This window comes from Roseivirga sp. 4D4, from assembly GCF_001747095.1.
GTDB lineage: Bacteria > Bacteroidota > Bacteroidia > Cytophagales > Cyclobacteriaceae > Roseivirga.
Genome location: NZ_MDGP01000001.1, coordinates 4,260,001 through 4,277,180, shown reverse-complemented (window position 1 = coordinate 4,277,180; position 17,180 = coordinate 4,260,001). Strand labels below are relative to the sequence as shown.

14 protein-coding genes and 2 rRNA genes (1 of these 16 running past the window's edge) are annotated in these 17,180 nt (G+C 40.9%); 5 read left to right on the top strand and 11 right to left on the bottom strand.

Features of this window, described 5'->3' with window-relative positions; genetic code table 11:
- Positions 1–34 precede the first annotated feature (34 nt).
- The 3 genes from BFP97_RS18730 to BFP97_RS18720 are packed head-to-tail and all read right to left on the bottom strand — an operon-like array spanning position 35 to position 4,442.
- On the bottom strand, positions 35–1,555 hold the full coding sequence (locus BFP97_RS18730; RefSeq protein WP_069843881.1) for a TolC family protein: 1,521 nt from the start codon (positions 1,553–1,555) through the stop codon (positions 35–37).
- Between the two features lie 10 nt (positions 1,556–1,565).
- A complete protein-coding gene (locus tag BFP97_RS18725) occupies positions 1,566–2,933 on the bottom strand; it encodes an ABC transporter permease (RefSeq protein WP_069843880.1) in 1,368 nt (455 codons plus the stop codon).
- 15 nt (positions 2,934–2,948) lie between these two features.
- A complete protein-coding gene (locus tag BFP97_RS18720) occupies positions 2,949–4,442 on the bottom strand; it encodes an efflux RND transporter periplasmic adaptor subunit (RefSeq protein WP_069843879.1) in 1,494 nt (497 codons plus the stop codon).
- A gap of 343 nt (positions 4,443–4,785) precedes the next feature.
- On the opposite strand from BFP97_RS18720, the gene BFP97_RS18715 reads away from it, so the two are divergent.
- On the top strand, positions 4,786–5,553 hold the full coding sequence (locus tag BFP97_RS18715) for a class I SAM-dependent methyltransferase (RefSeq protein ID WP_069843878.1): 768 nt from the start codon (positions 4,786–4,788) through the stop codon (positions 5,551–5,553).
- Here the strand turns inward: BFP97_RS18715 and BFP97_RS18710 are convergent.
- The 6 genes from BFP97_RS18710 to BFP97_RS18685 all read right to left on the bottom strand — a co-directional run bounded on the left by BFP97_RS18710 (position 5,532) and on the right by BFP97_RS18685 (position 11,892).
- A complete protein-coding gene (locus tag BFP97_RS18710) occupies positions 5,532–6,512 on the bottom strand; it encodes a glycosyltransferase (RefSeq protein ID WP_069843877.1) in 981 nt (326 codons plus the stop codon). The genes BFP97_RS18715 and BFP97_RS18710 overlap by 22 nt on opposite strands.
- Positions 6,509–7,471, bottom strand: a complete 963-nt coding sequence (locus BFP97_RS18705) for a glycosyltransferase family 2 protein (RefSeq protein WP_069843876.1) — start codon at positions 7,469–7,471, stop codon at positions 6,509–6,511. Before BFP97_RS18705 ends, BFP97_RS18710 begins: the two co-directional genes overlap by 4 nt.
- A gap of 3 nt (positions 7,472–7,474) precedes the next feature.
- Entirely contained in the window at positions 7,475–7,984 is a 510-nt protein-coding gene (locus BFP97_RS18700; RefSeq protein ID WP_069843875.1) for a DUF4199 domain-containing protein, read from the bottom strand.
- A gap of 120 nt (positions 7,985–8,104) precedes the next feature.
- On the bottom strand, positions 8,105–8,644 hold the full coding sequence (locus tag BFP97_RS18695) for a DUF4199 domain-containing protein (protein WP_069843874.1): 540 nt from the start codon (positions 8,642–8,644) through the stop codon (positions 8,105–8,107).
- Entirely contained in the window at positions 8,634–9,902 is a 1,269-nt protein-coding gene (locus BFP97_RS18690) for a dihydroorotase (protein WP_069843873.1), read from the bottom strand. Before BFP97_RS18690 ends, BFP97_RS18695 begins: the two co-directional genes overlap by 11 nt.
- Before the next feature lies 1 nt (position 9,903).
- Positions 9,904–11,892, bottom strand: coding sequence for a BatA domain-containing protein (locus BFP97_RS18685; protein ID WP_069843872.1), 1,989 nt, complete (start codon positions 11,890–11,892; stop codon positions 9,904–9,906).
- Between the two features lie 114 nt (positions 11,893–12,006).
- Here BFP97_RS18685 and BFP97_RS18680 point away from each other — a divergent pair, with 114 nt between their 5' ends.
- From BFP97_RS18680 to BFP97_RS18665, 4 genes are all read left to right on the top strand, one after another.
- Positions 12,007–13,119: a sensor histidine kinase gene (locus BFP97_RS18680; protein ID WP_069843871.1), complete on the top strand. Its 1,113-nt coding sequence runs from the start codon at positions 12,007–12,009 to the stop codon at positions 13,117–13,119.
- Positions 13,112–13,879 (top strand): LytR/AlgR family response regulator transcription factor, encoded by a 768-nt coding sequence (locus BFP97_RS18675; RefSeq protein ID WP_069843870.1) that lies wholly within the window; start codon positions 13,112–13,114, stop codon positions 13,877–13,879. The genes BFP97_RS18680 and BFP97_RS18675 overlap by 8 nt, the downstream gene beginning before the upstream one ends.
- Before the next feature lie 107 nt (positions 13,880–13,986).
- Positions 13,987–14,559, top strand: a complete 573-nt coding sequence (locus tag BFP97_RS18670) for a YceI family protein (protein ID WP_069843869.1) — start codon at positions 13,987–13,989, stop codon at positions 14,557–14,559.
- A complete protein-coding gene (locus BFP97_RS18665; protein ID WP_069843868.1) occupies positions 14,556–15,089 on the top strand; it encodes a YceI family protein in 534 nt (177 codons plus the stop codon). The genes BFP97_RS18670 and BFP97_RS18665 overlap by 4 nt, the downstream gene beginning before the upstream one ends.
- A 63-nt stretch (positions 15,090–15,152) precedes the next feature.
- Here BFP97_RS18665 and rrf read toward each other — a convergent pair.
- Positions 15,153–15,264: ribosomal RNA gene (gene rrf, locus BFP97_RS18660) — 5S ribosomal RNA — on the bottom strand.
- 157 nt (positions 15,265–15,421) lie between these two features.
- Positions 15,422–17,180, bottom strand: a 23S ribosomal RNA gene (locus tag BFP97_RS18655) (it continues 1,132 nt past the right edge of the window).

The window sequence follows — 17,180 nt, the reverse complement described above, 5'->3', positions numbered from 1 at the left end:
AAATTCGGAAGGACCTTTTCTTTCTGTTGGTCTCTTATTTCTCCTGAATTCTCTCCACCATTGAATCTGATTTGGGATCATACTCTAACAGTGGGTTATATAGTAATTTACCCTCTTTGAAGTCGTATAAGGTCAGCGTTCTCAGTTGATAATAGGCATCCCAATATTGTCTCAACGCATCAATGTAATTTCTAATCGCTGAATCTTTTGTATCCCTAGCATTATTCAAGTCAAGTATACCAACCTTACCCGCCAGATAACGACCATTTGTTACCTCAAAACCTCTTTGGGCAATCTCTTGTCGTTTTAAGGAAATTTGAATCTGACTCAAGATTTGATCAAAATTACGTACTGCAGTTGCAATAGTCTGCTCAAAAGTCACTTGCTCCTGCTGGATATTGAACTCAGTCAAGTTTAGTCTTTCTCTTGCCTGATTCATTCTAGCTTTATTTCTTCCTCCATCGAGAATAGGTAGAAAGAAATTTAAGCTTACTCTAGATCCTCCGGCCAAGTTACTTCCATCATATACTCCACTGAGCTGTGCTGTTTGAGCACTGACATAACCATAACTCGCATTAAGGGTTGCACTAAAACGAGCTGCCCTTGCGTCTGCGATCCCTCTTTGGGCTTCCAACCTTCTTACTTTAAAGTCTAAGTATTCCTCGCGGTTCTCTTTTGCATATCTCAAAGCCTCTTCATAATCAACCTGAAACTCAGGTGCATCAGCAGGTGGAACTAACTCAATTTCCACATCATCCGTCAAACCAATGAAGTTTCTCAAATCAAGTGTGTTCGATTGAACATTCAATTTCGCCTGAGCAGCATTACTCTGTGCTGTAATCAAGTTTAATTCCGCATTCAACACTTCATCTTCAGTTGTTGTACCAATGTTATATCTACCTTGCTGAATCTTATTAATAGTATCATTGGCAGACCTATTCTGTTCTGCTATTTCAAGATTCTTTTGCTCAATCAACAACTGAAAAAACAAGCTAGCAGCTCTTCTGGAAGCATCCTCAATATCTTGAACATAGGCTCTCTTAGATTGCTCATAATTTAATGGCTCAATTTTCCTGTCCCATTTAAATGGGTTTACGGCAAAAAGCGGTTGAGATATTGTAATCCCAACAGGGTCACCTTGAAACCTAGTCGTCTCAGAACCCTCTAGATAATTATCAAATCTAGAAACATTTGATTCAAATGAAACTGTAGTGTTAGTCCAGGGTAAGACTTGTTGTAAACCTAAACTCAACTGTGAATTATTCTGATTGACATTTCTAAAAGCAACCGTACCATCATTCTGAGTTATCGCATCTGCGCGGTTAGTATAACTTGGGACAGTTCCTCTTAACAAAAGTTGAGGCTTCAGTCCAGCCTTAAAAACCCTGTAACTCCAATAATCTAAATTCCTTCGAGTTTCAGCGAGTTGAGCACTTTGAGAGTTAGCCTTAGCAAGTTCGATGACTTCATCTAGCGTTAGTACTCTTTTTTGTTGAGCAAATGATATTTGAGATAGGCAAAAAATTGCCAGTGATAGAAAAATGACCTTCTTCATATATCTAGTATTATTCGTGTCTTAATGATGTAATAGGATCCTGCTCTGCGGCACGTTTGGCCGGAGTAATTCCAAAAATTAGTCCTACGGTGGCTGCTACTCCAAACGATATTAGGATGGACATAAAGCTGATCTGAGTCGGGAAGTCTGCCAGGCTTGAAACGGCATAGGCCAAACCAACCCCGAGTATAACACCCACAATTCCTCCTGTCACAGAAATCACTACAGCCTCAAAAAGAAACTGCATAATGATATCGTTCTTCTTTGCTCCTATGGAAAGCCTCAGTCCAATTTCCTTAATTCGTTCAAGTACAGAGGCCAACATGATATTCATGATACCAATACCTCCTACGAGCAAGGATATAGCTGCAATTGCAGCCAATACGATGTTAAAAATATTTTGAGTTCTCTGTTGTTGCTTTAACAACAGTTCTGGAATTGATATCTCAAAGTCTACAACTCCATAATGCCTTCTCTCCAGCATTCGGGCCATTACGTCTGCAGTAGGGCTCAACTTTTCAGACTCACTCACCTGAACCACTAGTCTATCAATCTGATGATAATTGCTTGGCTTATCATCGTCTGAAGTTGTCGTAGTTGTAATGGAAAAGCCTCCTCTACCACCAAATCTAAAGCTTGTGCCGAAATTCTTTTTAAGACCAGAACCTGTTACTAGGTCCCTGTTAATATATCTTATGAGCACCGTCTGGATAGGCGTGTACACATCCATGTTATAGTCCCTGATTCCTAAGTTAGAAATCGCTTTTTCAGAGATATATCTTTCCTTTAAAACTCCGATCACCTCAAGCCATTGGCTACCAACTTTAATCTTTTTACCAATAGGATTCTCTCTTGCAAAAAACTTTGATTGAATAGCTTTACCTATAATACATACCGGGGCACCTTTTTCCAGCTGTTTCTCTGAGAACATTTTACCCTCATACAGCTCGAAATTTGCCACTTCAAAATAGCTAGGTTCAACACCAACCAATTTTGATGATCTCCTTATCCCGTTTTTGATGATATAGGTTTCTAAGAGTATCTCGGGGCTCATCTTTTTAATGCCAGGAATACTCTTCTTAATACTCTCTACGTCAAGTAGCTTAAGTCCCGGAGAAAATTTGTTAGCATCTTCCTCTTCTTCGCCAAGTGACTGCTCTACTTGCTCAACCATTGGTTGAACAATAATATTATTCACGCCCACCAATTCTATCTGCTCCAGAATTTCGGATTGTGCACCATTACCTATGGCCAACATGGCAATTACAGCGGCTACTCCAAAAATTATACCCAGCGCTGTCAGGAGCGACCGAACCTTATTGGCAATCACCGCTTCCATAGCGATATAAAAGTTGGACAATAAACTCTTCTTATTCATGCTCAAGAGTCTAGATTAATTGTTTGGCTGTCCTGATCTTGCGGCACCGCCTCTGGCTGCACCACCACCTCTTTGACCTCCACGGCCACCACGAAAATTCTTAACCGCTTCTAGAGCCTCTTCAGGAGTTTTCACTCCTTGCTTCTTTAGTATATCGATTATTCTGGGATTCATCGGAGAACCATCAGGCATTAACCATTCACCTTCACCGTTAAGCAATTGCTCTGGTGCTGACTCATACTTCTGCATTCTTTTTCCATCTAGCTGAGCTAAGAGCTTAGGCTCTTTTCCCTCCGCAGAGGCTGGCAAAGACATGTGAATCATTTCACCTTCCTCTACACCTAACATGATGACTGCCTCATTACTATTGGTTTGGCCTACTTGAACCTCTTGCAGGGCTCCACCCTTCTTCACTACGTAGTTGATGGAGTCATTGTAGACATGAAGACATTCCAGAGGTAAATAGACAACGCTATCTAATTTCTGAGTTACAATGACATTACTTGTGGTCATTGCTGGTCTCAGGTCGCCATCTCGTTCATTCAATCTTACAACTACCTCAAATACCTTTGCATCAGAGTTAGGGTTTTGCTGACCTACTCTCGCTACACGAAGCACTCTACCCGATAGCTGTTTCTCTGGAAAAGCATCTAAACCAATAGATACCGGCTGATTTGGTTTCACTTTTCTAATATCAACTTCATTGATAAAAGTAGTTGAAATCATGCTAGACAAATCAGGAAGTTCTGCAACATTCGGAGAGTAAGGACTAATTGAAGAGCCTTCAATAATTCTGTCTCCTCCAAATCCACCTTTGGTGTAAATCACCATACCATCTTGCGGAGCAAGAATAGTAAAGTCATTGATCAGCCTCTGCATTCTGTCATACCTAGTCTGTACACGCTTAAGGTCTGCAGTAGCCTCGATTAACTTAGATTTGGCTTGCTCTATTTTTAAACCATAGTTCTCAATAGCACGCATTTTATCGCGCTTCAATTTCTCTAGTTCATTCTCATATTTCTTGATTGTTGCTGGCGGCTCATACTGAGATTGCTCTAGCTGAAGCTGCTTCTCTTCAATATTGTAATCAAGGTTGATTAGTTTATCTCGCTCAGCGCTCAAGGTTAATGCCGTATCAATTTTAGCATTGTCATACTCAGCGGTCTCAGCATCCAACCTGTCTTTTTCAGCCTGAATCTTGTCATAGAGTTCCCCCGGATCAAGTTGAGCAACAAATTCACCAGCACTCACTTGCGTGCCTTCTGCTACTAACCTTTGAACGGTCATTGTCCTGATACCAAAATCCCGAGCGGAAGCCGGACCAATAATTTTTGTCGATCTTTCAGCCGACAATTCACCGGTCGTAGTTACTTCAACTGTAAACTCACCTCTTTCGGCCATAGCATAAAGCGATGTAGTTTCTTCAGCTTTCGAAGGATTAAAAATCTGCACAGCCGCAATGATTACCACTACTATGACGACACCAAAAATGATTAACTTATTTCTCATGATTGTTTAATTAAACGCTATATCTTTTAAACGCTTTGCGAAATTATACTTTATAAAATTCTCTTTCTCTCCGTCCAAAAAAGTTTGAAACCTCTGAAATAATCAATAACTACCCCAATAGTTATAAACTCCTCTAATCCAGTCTGTAAACCCTTACCTATTGTAAATGTTTAACGACAGACGGAAAAATCCATACTTATTTAGATGTTTTGAAAGGGCCCAGCGTTTAATCCGATTCTTTGATTTATAAGAACGGCAAATAGACAAGACCATAAGGTTAATCATAATGTAGATGGTCAGAAATACTTAACAATGGATTTCTATCTTTGTCGAAATTTTATTCATGAAAAAGCTCATCAGCTTCATGTTGAGGAACGTTCCTCGCAAGTATCTTCAGTACTTCAGCCACTACGGGCTTAGGTTTATTAGCCTTTTCATGAGAGGAAATAAGGTCGAATGCCCTATTTGTGAGATATCATATCGGGAATTTCTTCCTTACGGACGTCTAAACCCCAGACCTAATGCTCTGTGTCCAGACTCCCTATCTTTAGAAAGACATCGCCTCATGTGGCTTTACCTCAAAGAGAGGACAAATTTCTTTACAGAGGACCTTAAACTTTTACACATAGCACCAGAGCTATGTTTTATCAAGAAGTTTAAATCCATGCAGAATATCGATTATACATCGGCTGACCTCGAGTCTCCTCTTGCTGATGTCAAAATGGATGTTCATGACATCCCCTTTGAAGACAATACATTCAACGTGGTTTTCTGCAATCACGTAATGGAACATGTAGAGGATGACATCAAAGCAATGAGTGAAATTCATAGGGTTCTAAAGCCTGGTGGTTGGGCGATTATCCAGTCTCCACAAGATTATAGCAGAGATACCACCTTAGAAGATCCTACAATTACGGACCCAAAAGAAAGAGAACGCATTTACTGGCAAGATGATCATGTGCGCTTATTTGGGCTAGATTATGGAAAACGGTTAGAAAAAGCTGGCTTTAATGTCACTGAAGACAGGTTTGTCATGGAGCTACCAAGGGAAAAGGTCGATCGGTATGCCCTACCCGCTAATGAGATTATTTATTTCTGCGCGAAGGGCTGATTGCCCCTGGGACTAAGCTTTTCGGAAATCATACCCATGCCATAAGCAAACAATTGAATAAAGGAGGTCACCAAGCTCATTAGTGCGACTTTCAGGCTTTTGGTCTTAGTCAGGGCATGGATTAATATCAAAAGGAAAAATGTCGACAACACAGCTGCGCCTAACCTAAAGAGATCATAACTCCACATAATCGTACTTAACCATATTCCCAAACCTGCGGTAAAAAGTGCCGGCAACAGATGAATGGGTTTTAACTCACCAGGAAAGAACCTGTTTACATTGATCCTGGCTCTCCCAAAAAAGTGAAGTTGTTTGTAAAACTGAGAAAGACTGGTTCGCCTCTTATGGTAAACATAGGCATCTTCAATAAGGGCGGTGGAGAATCCTTCATTGATAATTCTAATGCTAAACTCAATATCCTCTCCCATTCTGGTCAGTTTATACCCTTTAGTGACTTCATAGACCTGCTTGGAGATACCCATGTTAAAACTTCTTGGGTGAAATCGGCCAACATGCTTTTTATTTCCTCGAATGCCGCCAGTGGTAAAAGGAGATGTCATTGAATAACTGATGGCCTTTTGTAAATCTGTAAATGACTCATGCGCTGCATCTGGTCCTCCGAAAGCATCGACTTTATTTTCTTCTAGAAATTTCTCAACTGTTTCAAAATATGAAGATGGAATCAAACAGTCAGAGTCGAAAACCACCAAGTAGTCTCCTCTAGCCTTATCAAAGCCGTAATTTCTAGTAAATCCTTGCCCTGAATTCTCCTTAAAATAGTAGTGAATATCCAGTGTACTGCTAAAGTTATTCACAACCTTATCACAAGTTTCTCTAGATCCGTCTTCAATAATTAGGACTTCAAAATTCTTGAAAGTTTGGGCAGTGAGTGACTCTAGAAGTTCTCTTACTTCATCGGGTCGATTATAGACTGGAATTATAATCGAATAGAAATTCATTGATCCAAGCCAATGGTCTCATCAAAAATATAGTCGTTCCTCTTGTGAGAGTTCATGACCATCATTTCACCCACAAATCCTGCTAGAAAGAGTTGCACCCCAACAATTATAGCGGCAATGGCTAAGAAGAACAGCGGCTGCTCAACAATATCGCGATAGTCACCTGTCTTAAGGATGTAAATGGCCCTGACCTTCTCCCACGTAATTCCCAAAACAAAAACAAAGCCTAGAAGAAAGGACATTGTGCCCAATGAACCAAAGAAGTGCATTGGACGCTTCTTGTACCTAGAGACAAATGAAATAGATAGGAGGTCTAAAAAGCCATAAATAAACCGTTCAATACCAAACTTAGTTTGACCATACTTTCGGGCTCTATGCTCAACGACTTTTTCACCAATTTTAGTGAATCCATTCCGCTTTGCGATCACTGGTATATAACGGTGCATTTCGCCATAGATATCCAGCGTCTTAACCAGCTTTTGGTCATACGCCTTTAAACCACAATTGAAATCATGAAGCTTTATACCGGAAAGTATTCTGGTCACACCATTAAACAACTTAGAGGGAATGGTCTTGGTTATTGGGTCATAACGCTTCTTCTTCCAACCAGAAACCAAGTGTTTTCCTGACTTGACCATTTCGAACAAATCAGGAATTTCATCAGGGCTATCCTGTAAATCCGCATCCATAGTAATAACAACTTCACCTTCGGCATGCTTAAAGCCTACATTCAAGGCCGCGGACTTGCCATAGTTTCTGTTGAATTTAATAGCCTTGATCGGATGCTCTTGAGCTAGCGTTTGCACTACTTCCCAAGAGCCATCAGTACTGCCATCATCCACCATTAGCACCTCATAAAGAAAGCCATGCGTTTTCATCACACGGCTTATCCAATCAATGAGTTCTGGTAGTGATTCCTCTTCGTTATAAAGCGGTATTACTATAGATATTTGTGTCAATTTCTAAAAATCTTCAGCCTCGTTTTTATTCACTGCAGAAACTATCGAACCCCAGATTAGCCCACCGAGCAGTACAAATACAATACCCAAAACTAAGGTAATCTCTGGATTTGATATGCCTGCTGAAAAGCCCGACATTTGTTCTATTTGCTCCTCCGACATTCCTTGTTCTCTCCAGCTGTCTTCAACTGCCTGTTGAATGCGTTGCATTACAGTGTCATCAATGAACTTAACGTATACATAGTTCACTACGTTTCGGATCACTCCTGCGATCAGTGCAGCGACCATACTTATCCTAAAGCCCTCGCCAAAGGTCATAAAACCACCATTATTAGTCTTAAACTCCTTGGTAGCCAATGCATACATAACCACGGCTATCACAATGTTCACAACAGGCCACCACGAAGCTTGTAATTCAAGTAATAGCGGAATTAAATTGATTACTGTGGCTACAAGACCATAAATCAATCCCCATTTTTTGGCCACCTGGCCTGTAGTTATTTGTTCTTCCATCTTAGTTTAATTAAGGTTGACGACTTGAAAAATACTTATTTTCTGCAAGTTTACCTACTTAAGGTCTATCACCTCTTCTTTTTTACTTAAGTGAATAATTGACAGGATTAACGATAGATTTTAGGCTTGGCGTGTTCTCAATACAATCGAAAAGATCGGGGTCAAGAAAATTCCAAAAATCAGCTTCTTCAAAAATGAATCAAAAATTAGGCTCGATTTGGTGATTTTGTCCAGAGAAGCCAGTTGTTCTGCAAAGTAGATCTCAGGATCGCTTTCTACTCCCTGCAAAATCATGTCCTTTCTCAACTCCATATCCGATTTAGCAGTCTCAATAAACATATTCAAGAAGTCGGGCTCTATCCACTGCATAAATACCAGGTAGAATATGGCAAACACAAATGCGATAGTACTATAGCAAATAAAACCAAGGCTCATCCCATGATAGAACCTCAGTTCACCATTATTATAATTAGACCTAAAATCTTTGATAGAAAGGAAAGAGAACAATCCAACGATCAAGATATCAAGCATAAAGGAAATCAGGTTTCTCCAAGGCTCTTGATCCAAATAGAAGAAAACCAGAAATGCCACAATGGCCATTAGCCCTCCTGCCAGTCCATACCGAAATGAAAGCCTGGGTATTATCGGATTAATCTTCATAATTATTGAGATGAAGCTCTCCTTTGTTTATGGTTCCAATGACGACCCCTTCCAGCGTATTACCGAAAACAGGTGAAGCCACTGATTTGGAATTATTGGTCTGAGAATTGAATGTCCAATGCTTCTTTGGACTAAAAAGTGTTAAGCAGGCATCTGCCCCTTCCTCAATTTTGGGTACTTCAATGCCCAAAATCTCTCTCGGATTCGAAGTGAAGTTACTCATCACTTGATCCAACTTATCTCCTAAGATAGCGCTTATGACACTATAGAAGGATTGTTGATTAGCCGAACCAAAGTCGGCTAAATCGAATTCAAGTTTCTTACCCTCTTCATCATGAGGGTTGTGATCGCTTACAACTGCATCGATAGTGCCGTCCAAAACTGCCTCAATAAGGGCCTGACGATCTTCTTCCAATCGATAAGGTGGATTGACTTTCAGGTTTGTGTCATAGTCTTCAAGATCCTGCTCGGTGAATTTCAGATAGTTCACACCTACATCGCAGGTTACTTTTAGGCCATCAGCCTTTGCTGCCTTAATCAATTCTACACTTTCCTTTGTTGAGACCAAGCTAAAGTGAATCTTTCCCCCTGCATAGTCGAGTAATTTCAAGTCTCTCTGAATCATCACAGATTCAGAAAGTGCAGGCATCCCTTTGAGGCCCAGCACCGTGCTAACTTGCCCTTCATTCATATGCCCAAAGGCAGTCAGGTGTTGATCTTCCGGCCTGTTAATCAATAGTCCATCAAATTTCTGTAGGTATTGAAGGGCTTTCAATAAGATGTCGGTATGCCATATTGTTTTTAGGCCATCGGAAAAAGCTATTGCCCCGGCATGATGTAAATCAATCATCTCCGTTAACTCCTTACCTTGACAATCAATGGTGACTGCCGCAATGGGGTGAAGGTTTACTGGAGAAAGTTTATTGTGTTTTTGATAGTATGAAACTCCATTCTTAGTGTTAACCACTGGATTGGTGTTTGGCAAGAGGGCTACATCAGTAAATCCTCCTGACAAAGCTGTCCTCGTACCACTATCAATATCCTCTTTATGCTCAAAACCTGGATCATTATAATGAGCCCTCATATCGAACCAACCGATGCTCAATTTCAAACCATCAGCGGAAATCACCTGACCATCAAATTCAATACGATCTGCGATCCGATGGATCTTGCCGTTTGAGATTAATACGTCCTTTGTGGATTTGTGAAGTGGAGAATCAGGGTGCAGAATTTCAGCAGCACGAATCAAAAATTCCATGCTACAAATATCGGATTAATATTATTTCTAAAAAAAGAAAAAGCAATGCTCCTAACAAGGCATACTTCCAAAGCGGAATTCCATCTATACCAGCCCTAATTTCTTCCTTAACTGACTGACTTCCATCACTATTCAATAATGTAACACTAGGCGCAGCACTAAGTTCCTCGAGATAATCGAAGTCAATGCTATGTATATCCGACTCCTCTTTGGGTAAATTGAAAGCTAAAGTGCCTACATTCTGATCATTAAGTACCAAATCATAATGTCCAGCCGATATTTGATCTTTTGGAATTTCCATAATCAACCTATTCTCTTCCTGACGTTGATCGGGGATTAATAGCACATCACCTCTTCTCAATTCATAAATATCACTCCTATCTTGACCGTTCATCGGATAAATAATCGTTTCATCATCAGTACTATAATACAAATTCGACAAATTGGCTTTGCTCCCAAGTGCAAGTTTGTAGAGAACCGGAACAAAAAGCGCATGATTCGGAAATGACGTCAGATCTGAATCAAAGCTGCTGGCAAAGAAAAATAAGCTGCCATTACTCAATACCTTAGATAAGAAAGACCTCCCATTCTTAAAGCTTAAATAAGGAAGTTCTTCATTAACTAGCCTAAACAAGACCCTTGCATTTGGCATCTCAAGGTTTTCAGAGTTTTCGACAAATACCCCCTCGAAAAACGGATTTTCATAGTCTGGCACCTCTAAATCGACTCGTTGCTGAGTTCCTCTAACAACGCCCAGTCCCAGTCTATTCAGCTCATTAGGGTTTGATTGTCTTGCTGGTACTATAAGCACTGTCTTACCCCCATCAATTGAATTAGAAATAGCATTGGAAAGCTGATTTGTATAAGTCGCTAGTTGGTTGATGAGTATAAAATCGGCCGATTCAATTTTCTGATTATCTAAAGCGTTCGCGTTAACCCTTTCAAATTGAAATAACTCATTGTCTTCGAAAAGAGCAGAAATAAATGAGGGAGTGTTGGATTGGTAAATTTCTAAAACTCGGATTTTATCCAACTGATTGATCGCTAAATAATAATCATTGTCAAAGGCCAACCCAGGGTCATCGAGTGTAATCCTGATCTTATCCATCCCTTGATCTACACTGGGAATTTCAAAATCATAACTAGCCAAAAGATCACCTTCAAAATTAACCTGGCTGGTTCCAGAAAGCCGATCATCGATGTACAGCTTTAAATTAACTTGATCAATACTTCGATCATTTCTTCTTAGCTGGATTCTTAAAAGATTTGTCACGCTGCCAGACAAAAAGGTATTTTGGAGATACACACTATCGACATAGATATTACTGTATTCTGAACCAGCAACTGGCACTAGAAAGTAGTTATTGGCTGTATCGGTTCTCAGCAGTTCTAAACCTGTGTTATCCTGAAAATCGGATACAAAGTAAATGTCTCCACTTATGCCCTGGCCAGTCTGTCTATTAGAAATTTCTAGAAAGCTACGGTCAACACCGACTTGTTTGATTTCTGTCAGATTATCGGTCAAAGAAGACTTGGTAAATTCTGTGGCTATTGAATTGCTATAGCTGTTTTCTATGAATCTAAATACAGTACCATCCGGATAGGCATTCACCAAATCCTGTGTAAGACTATATGCATTATCAAACGCAGTTTGCGCCCCATCTCCCCTCACAGAAAGACTCAAAGAGTTGTCCAAATAAACGAGCACTTCATCCTGTAAACTCAAATCATTCTTTTGATTCTTGTAAACAGGCCGGGCAAAAGTCAGTACTAGGAGAATCACACCGAGAATCCTTGAAATGAGTATTAATAACTCTACCGGTTTCCTTTTTGCAGAACTCTCTTCTTTTACTCGCTTTAGAAGTGAAGTATTCGAGAATTCAATCTTTTTTACTCTTCTAAGATTAAAGAGATGAATGATTATGGGAATTGATATCGCAAGGAGCCCCCATAGTAAAGTGGGGTTAAGAAAATTGATTACTGCGAGCATTAGAAACTGGAAAGTCTTTGAGATTCAACTCTAAAGACATAACTACGTAATTTAAGTAACTTTATGTTCAAGAATTTGCGAAAATTCTTTGAATGGAAGGCTTATCCATGATTCATGAGTTTTTTTCGGAAGGCACAAGCCCATAATGCTCGCCTGCTTTTTATCAATTTTACATTCTGGCTGTTGATCACTCTAATCTCAGCTACACAGCTCTATGTACGCTTTCAAAATAGTTATGAGGGTGGCTGGCCAAATTTTGTTTGGCGCCAATCAGTAGTTTGGATGGGCTGGGCGGTCCTCACTCCCTTTATATTTAGTTTGGTCAGCCGGGTTCGAAGCACGAATCGTTTGAAAAACGGGATGATTCACTTTGGCTATGCCATAGGTTTCACGCTAGTATATACGATTATACTTAGCACCCTTAGCAAGCTTTTCTTTAGCCCGGAAACGAGCATTTTTGAGTTTCTCCAAGCGAATTTGACCACAGGGACAGCGGCCAACTTGTTGGTCTACCTTCTCATTGCTGCCTTCAGTATGCTGATCATCTACTATCAGAAGGCCAAATTGAATAAAGAGCGCCAACACGAGCTGGACCTCGAAGTACAATCATTGGAAAAACAGCTCTTATCGGCTCAATTAGATACTTTAAAAGCACAGATTCAACCCCATTTTCTATTTAACTCTTTACACTCTATAGCCTCATTAATACGAAAGAATGAGCTAGAACTTGCTACGGAGACTATTGCCACCTTAAGTGATTTGTTAAGAGCCACGCTCAAAAATCAAGAAAAAAATCTCATTAGTCTGGAGGAAGAAATGGAACTCATAGCCAAATATCTTGAAGTAGAAAAAATTAGATTCGGTGATACCCTAAGGGTGAAGTTTCATCTGGATGAAAAAGCGAAAAGTACACAAATCCCTGCCTTCATTTCACAGCCAATTGTAGAAAATTGTTTTAAACATGCGTTCCATTCAATGGACAATGCTTCTTTAAAAATATCTGCAGTACTGGATGAAGATTATCTATCCCTTAACATTGAGGATAACGGTACGGATCTTTCTGAAAACACGGGAAAACTGTCAATTAATGGAATGGGCATCAAGAATGTCCGACAAAGGCTTCAAACCATTTACAATGGCTCCGCAAGCTTTTCTTTGTCAAAGAGTGCTAATGGTTGTACTCTTGCTAAGTTTGAAATTCCAATAAAGTCAGAATTGCATGAGTGAGTTCTACTATAAAGTATTCATAGTGGATGATGAGCCACTAGCAATTGATTCCATCAAGATATTGTTGGAGAAAGTTGAGGACTGTGAAATCATCGGTACCGCATCGAACGGCAAAGATGCTCTGAGTCACATCTTGACCCAAAGTCCGCACATCGTATTTATGGATATTCAAATGCCACATTTACTTGGAACCGAAGTGGTAGAACAACTGATGGGGCACGCGAATACTTTCTTTATTTTCGTCACCGCATTTGATGATCAAGCCATCAAAGCCTTCGAACTAAATGCCGTGGATTACCTACTAAAACCCTATACCGATCAAAGGTTTTACCAGAGCCTTAATAAGGCTAAAGCCCATTGTCGATCAAATGCTCTCAATCACATTATTGACTCTACTAGCTTTAGTACAAACGTTTCAAACAAACAGTATAGAACTGAAATTGCCATAAAGTCGGTAGGGAAAATCGAATTGGTACCCTTATCAGAAGTTATCTTCCTTAACGCTTCAGGTAACTATATTGAGGTCAATACCAATGGAGAAAAGTTTCTGAAACGTGGGACGATTAGCCAAATAGAGAGTGAATTGGATCCAGAAGTCTTCGTCCGAATCCATAGGTCGACCATTGTTAAAAAATCTGAAATTAAGGAGCTACAGAACTATTTCAATGGAGAATATATGGTCATACTAAAAACTGGCCATCAACTCAAGCTTAGCAGATCCTACAAAAATGCGTTAAAAGCTATTGTTGCGCTGGATTAACATCGTCTCACTTAGATAAGGCATTTTATCCCCACCTACTAACGGACCAACCCTTTTTCATAACACTCCCATCCTTTCCTAGTAAACCTTGAGAAACAATTATCACTATGCTCAAACATTTACTAAGCCTCTTATTTCTAGGTATACTAATTCAATCAAACGCACAAAATTTCAGCATCGACAATGAACATACCGCGGTCACTTCTAAGGTTCAAAGATTCGGATCTGTGGATGTTCTTGGTCGTTTTAATACAGTTAAAGGGACCATCACCTATGATCAAGACCCTTCAAAAATCGCGGCCGATGTCATTATTTCAGTCGAGAGTTATACTAGCAATAGTACAGGTGGGGAACAAGCTGTCAAGAGTCCCGCGTTTTTAGACGCTGCCAATTACACTGAAATTCGTTTCAAAAATCAATCTGTAACAAAACAAGAAGATCAATTCATCATGAAGGGTCAACTGACAATTCATGGAACCACCAATACTGTTGAGTTCCCTTTCAAAATTATAGGCCCTGCAAAAGACCCTAGAGGTCTGAATACCATGGCGGTATTTGCAACGTTGACCATCAATCGGCACGACTATGGTGTTACATTTGATAGAAAACTTCCGAACGGAAAGCCTCTTATAGGTAACGATGTAAGAATTGAGTTAAACGTACTCGCTGTAGAAGAATGATTACTTCATTCTTCCAGTTACTTCTTGCTCTGGTTTTGTTCCAATCCTCTGGATCGGCCAAGACCTATGAAATTAATTCTTTCAATACCCAAATATCATTTAGTGCTAAGCACTTTGGTGTTTTGAATGTCAGAGGAAAGTTCACTGAGTTCAAGGGTTCAATCGTTATAAATGGTGATTTGGTGGAAAATGTTTTTGTAGAAATAAATGCCAATACTATTAATACTGGCAACAAAAATCGTGATAGGAGCTTAAAGACAGATGTATTTCTCAACCCTGAGGCCTATCCTATCATCCGCTTTCAATCGACCGAAAATAAAGACAAGGGCGAGATTAAAGGCATTTTAAGCATCAAGGACTCTTCCAACATCGCAATATTGGCTTATGATACTCAAAGAGAGGATAAATTATTGATTCTCTCTGGAGATTGCTCTATCAAAAGAGATGATTTCAATTTAGATTTTGGCACGATGGACGATCTTGTCTCAAATGAAGTAAAAATAGAAGTATCAATCCGTTTGACTCTATAAATACGGGTAATTCAAGTCCATAAAAAAACCCTTATCTGTTATGGATAAGGGTTTTTAATAAAAATCTGGCGACTACTTACTCTCCCACCGGTAAAGGCAGTACCATCAGCGCAAGTGGGCTTAACTTCTCTGTTCGGAAAGGGAAGAGGTGGACCCCACCGCTATAATCACCATAAAATCTTAACTGTAGTTTTAAGGGGTAAGGATTAAGTCTTAAGGCTCACCTTAAATCTTTATCCTTATACCTTATCACTAACAGTGACATATTAATTGTAAGAGTATCACACAAAAAAGTGTTTGGCGCCACCTACTGAACAAGTCAGTAGGTGGCCTACGGAAAGTTTACGGGTAATTAGTACTGCTCGGCTTTGACATTCCTGCCTTTACACCTGCAGCCTATCAACGTCATCATCTATAACGTCCCTTATAAAGAAGTCTCATCTTGAGGGGAGTTTCGCACTTAGATGCTTTCAGCGCTTATCTCTTCCCAACGTAGCTACTCAGCGGTGCACCTGGCGGCACAACTGATACACCAGCGGTTAGTCCATCTCGGTCCTCTCGTACTAAAGACAGGTCCTCTCAAACTTCTTACGCCCACAACAGATAGAGACCGAACTGTCTCACGACGTTCTGAACCCAGCTCGCGTGCCACTTTAATGGGCGAACAGCCCAACCCTTGGGACCTTCTCCAGCCCCAGGATGTGACGAGCCGACATCGAGGTGCCAAACCTCCCCGTCGATATGAGCTCTTGGGGGAGATCAGCCTGTTATCCCCAGAGTACCTTTTATCCTTTGAGCGATGGCCCTTCCATGCGGAACCACCGGATCACTATATCCGTCTTTCGACCCTGATCGGCTTGTAGGCCTCACAGTCAAGCACCCTTATGCTATTGCGCTCTGCGTACGGTTACCAAGCGTACTGAGGGTACCTTTGAAAGCCTCCGTTACTCTTTTGGAGGCGACCACCCCAGTCAAACTACCCACCACACACTGTCTCCGCATTCGCGGATTAGGCATCAGATAAATAAAGGGCGGTATTTCACCAACGACTCCACCACACCTAGCGATGCAGCTTCAAAGTCTCCCGCCTATCCTACACATCATTTACCCAATACCAATGTGAAGCTATAGTAAAGGTTCATGGGGTCTTTTCGTCCCGTTGCGGGTAAGCGGCATCTTCACCGCTACTACAATTTCACCGAGCTCGTGGCTGAGACAGTGCCCAGATCGTTACACCATTCGTGCAGGTCGGAACTTACCCGACAAGGAATTTCGCTACCTTAGGACCGTTATAGTTACGGCCGCCGTTTACTGGGGCTTCAGTTCAATGCTTCTCCAAAAGGATAACATCCCCCCTTAACCTTCCAGCACCGGGCAGGTGTCAGGCCTTATACTTTATCTTTCGATTTCGCAAAGCCATGTGTTTTTGCTAAACAGTCGCCTGGGCCTATTCACTGCGGCTTCTCCGACAAGTCGGAGGAAGCGCCCCTTCTCCCGAAGTTACAGGGCCATTTTGCCTAGTTCCTTAGCCACGGATCACTCGAGCACCTCAGGATTCTCTCCTTGACTACCTGTGTCGGTTTGCGGTACGGGCACCATATACATATGCTTAGAGGTTTTTCTTGGAAGTCTGATTAGGATCACTATCCACGCTGCCGAAGCATTGTGGTACTATCGGGTTCATCAAGCCGTGCGGATTTGCCTACACAGCCTATAACTACACCCTTTAACGAACTATTCCGTCAGTCCGCGGATCTTTCACTACTCCGTCACCCCATCGCTGAATACGGTGGTATTGGAATATTAACCAATTGTCCATCGACTACACCATTCGGTTTCGCCTTAGGTCCCGACTAACCCTGATCCGATTAGCGTTGATCAGGAAACCTTAGTCTATCGGTGGGCGGGTTTCTCACCCGCCTTATCGTTACTTATGCCTACATTTGCTTTTCTATACGCTCCACAATCCATCACCAGATTGCTTCATCGCAGAATAGAATGCTCCCCTACCCAGTATAAATACTGCCTTAGCTTCGGTACTATACTTAATGCCCGATCATCATCGATGCCCTGTCGCTCGACCAGTGAGCT

Coding starts and splice junctions, on each gene's coding strand:
- BFP97_RS18730 (WP_069843881.1), bottom strand. CDS start 1,555: ATGAAGAAGGTCATTTTTCTATCACTGGCAATTTTTTGCCTATCTCAA.
- BFP97_RS18725 (WP_069843880.1), bottom strand. CDS start 2,933: ATGAATAAGAAGAGTTTATTGTCCAACTTTTATATCGCTATGGAAGCG.
- BFP97_RS18720 (WP_069843879.1), bottom strand. CDS start 4,442: ATGAGAAATAAGTTAATCATTTTTGGTGTCGTCATAGTAGTGGTAATC.
- BFP97_RS18715 (WP_069843878.1), top strand. CDS start 4,786: ATGAAAAAGCTCATCAGCTTCATGTTGAGGAACGTTCCTCGCAAGTAT.
- BFP97_RS18710 (WP_069843877.1), bottom strand. CDS start 6,512: ATGAATTTCTATTCGATTATAATTCCAGTCTATAATCGACCCGATGAA.
- BFP97_RS18700 (WP_069843875.1), bottom strand. CDS start 7,984: ATGGAAGAACAAATAACTACAGGCCAGGTGGCCAAAAAATGGGGATTG.
- BFP97_RS18695 (WP_069843874.1), bottom strand. CDS start 8,644: ATGAAGATTAATCCGATAATACCCAGGCTTTCATTTCGGTATGGACTG.
- BFP97_RS18690 (WP_069843873.1), bottom strand. CDS start 9,902: ATGGAATTTTTGATTCGTGCTGCTGAAATTCTGCACCCTGATTCTCCA.
- BFP97_RS18685 (WP_069843872.1), bottom strand. CDS start 11,892: ATGCTCGCAGTAATCAATTTTCTTAACCCCACTTTACTATGGGGGCTC.
- BFP97_RS18680 (WP_069843871.1), top strand. CDS start 12,007: ATGAGTTTTTTTCGGAAGGCACAAGCCCATAATGCTCGCCTGCTTTTT.
- BFP97_RS18675 (WP_069843870.1), top strand. CDS start 13,112: ATGAGTGAGTTCTACTATAAAGTATTCATAGTGGATGATGAGCCACTA.
- BFP97_RS18670 (WP_069843869.1), top strand. CDS start 13,987: ATGCTCAAACATTTACTAAGCCTCTTATTTCTAGGTATACTAATTCAA.
- BFP97_RS18665 (WP_069843868.1), top strand. CDS start 14,556: ATGATTACTTCATTCTTCCAGTTACTTCTTGCTCTGGTTTTGTTCCAA.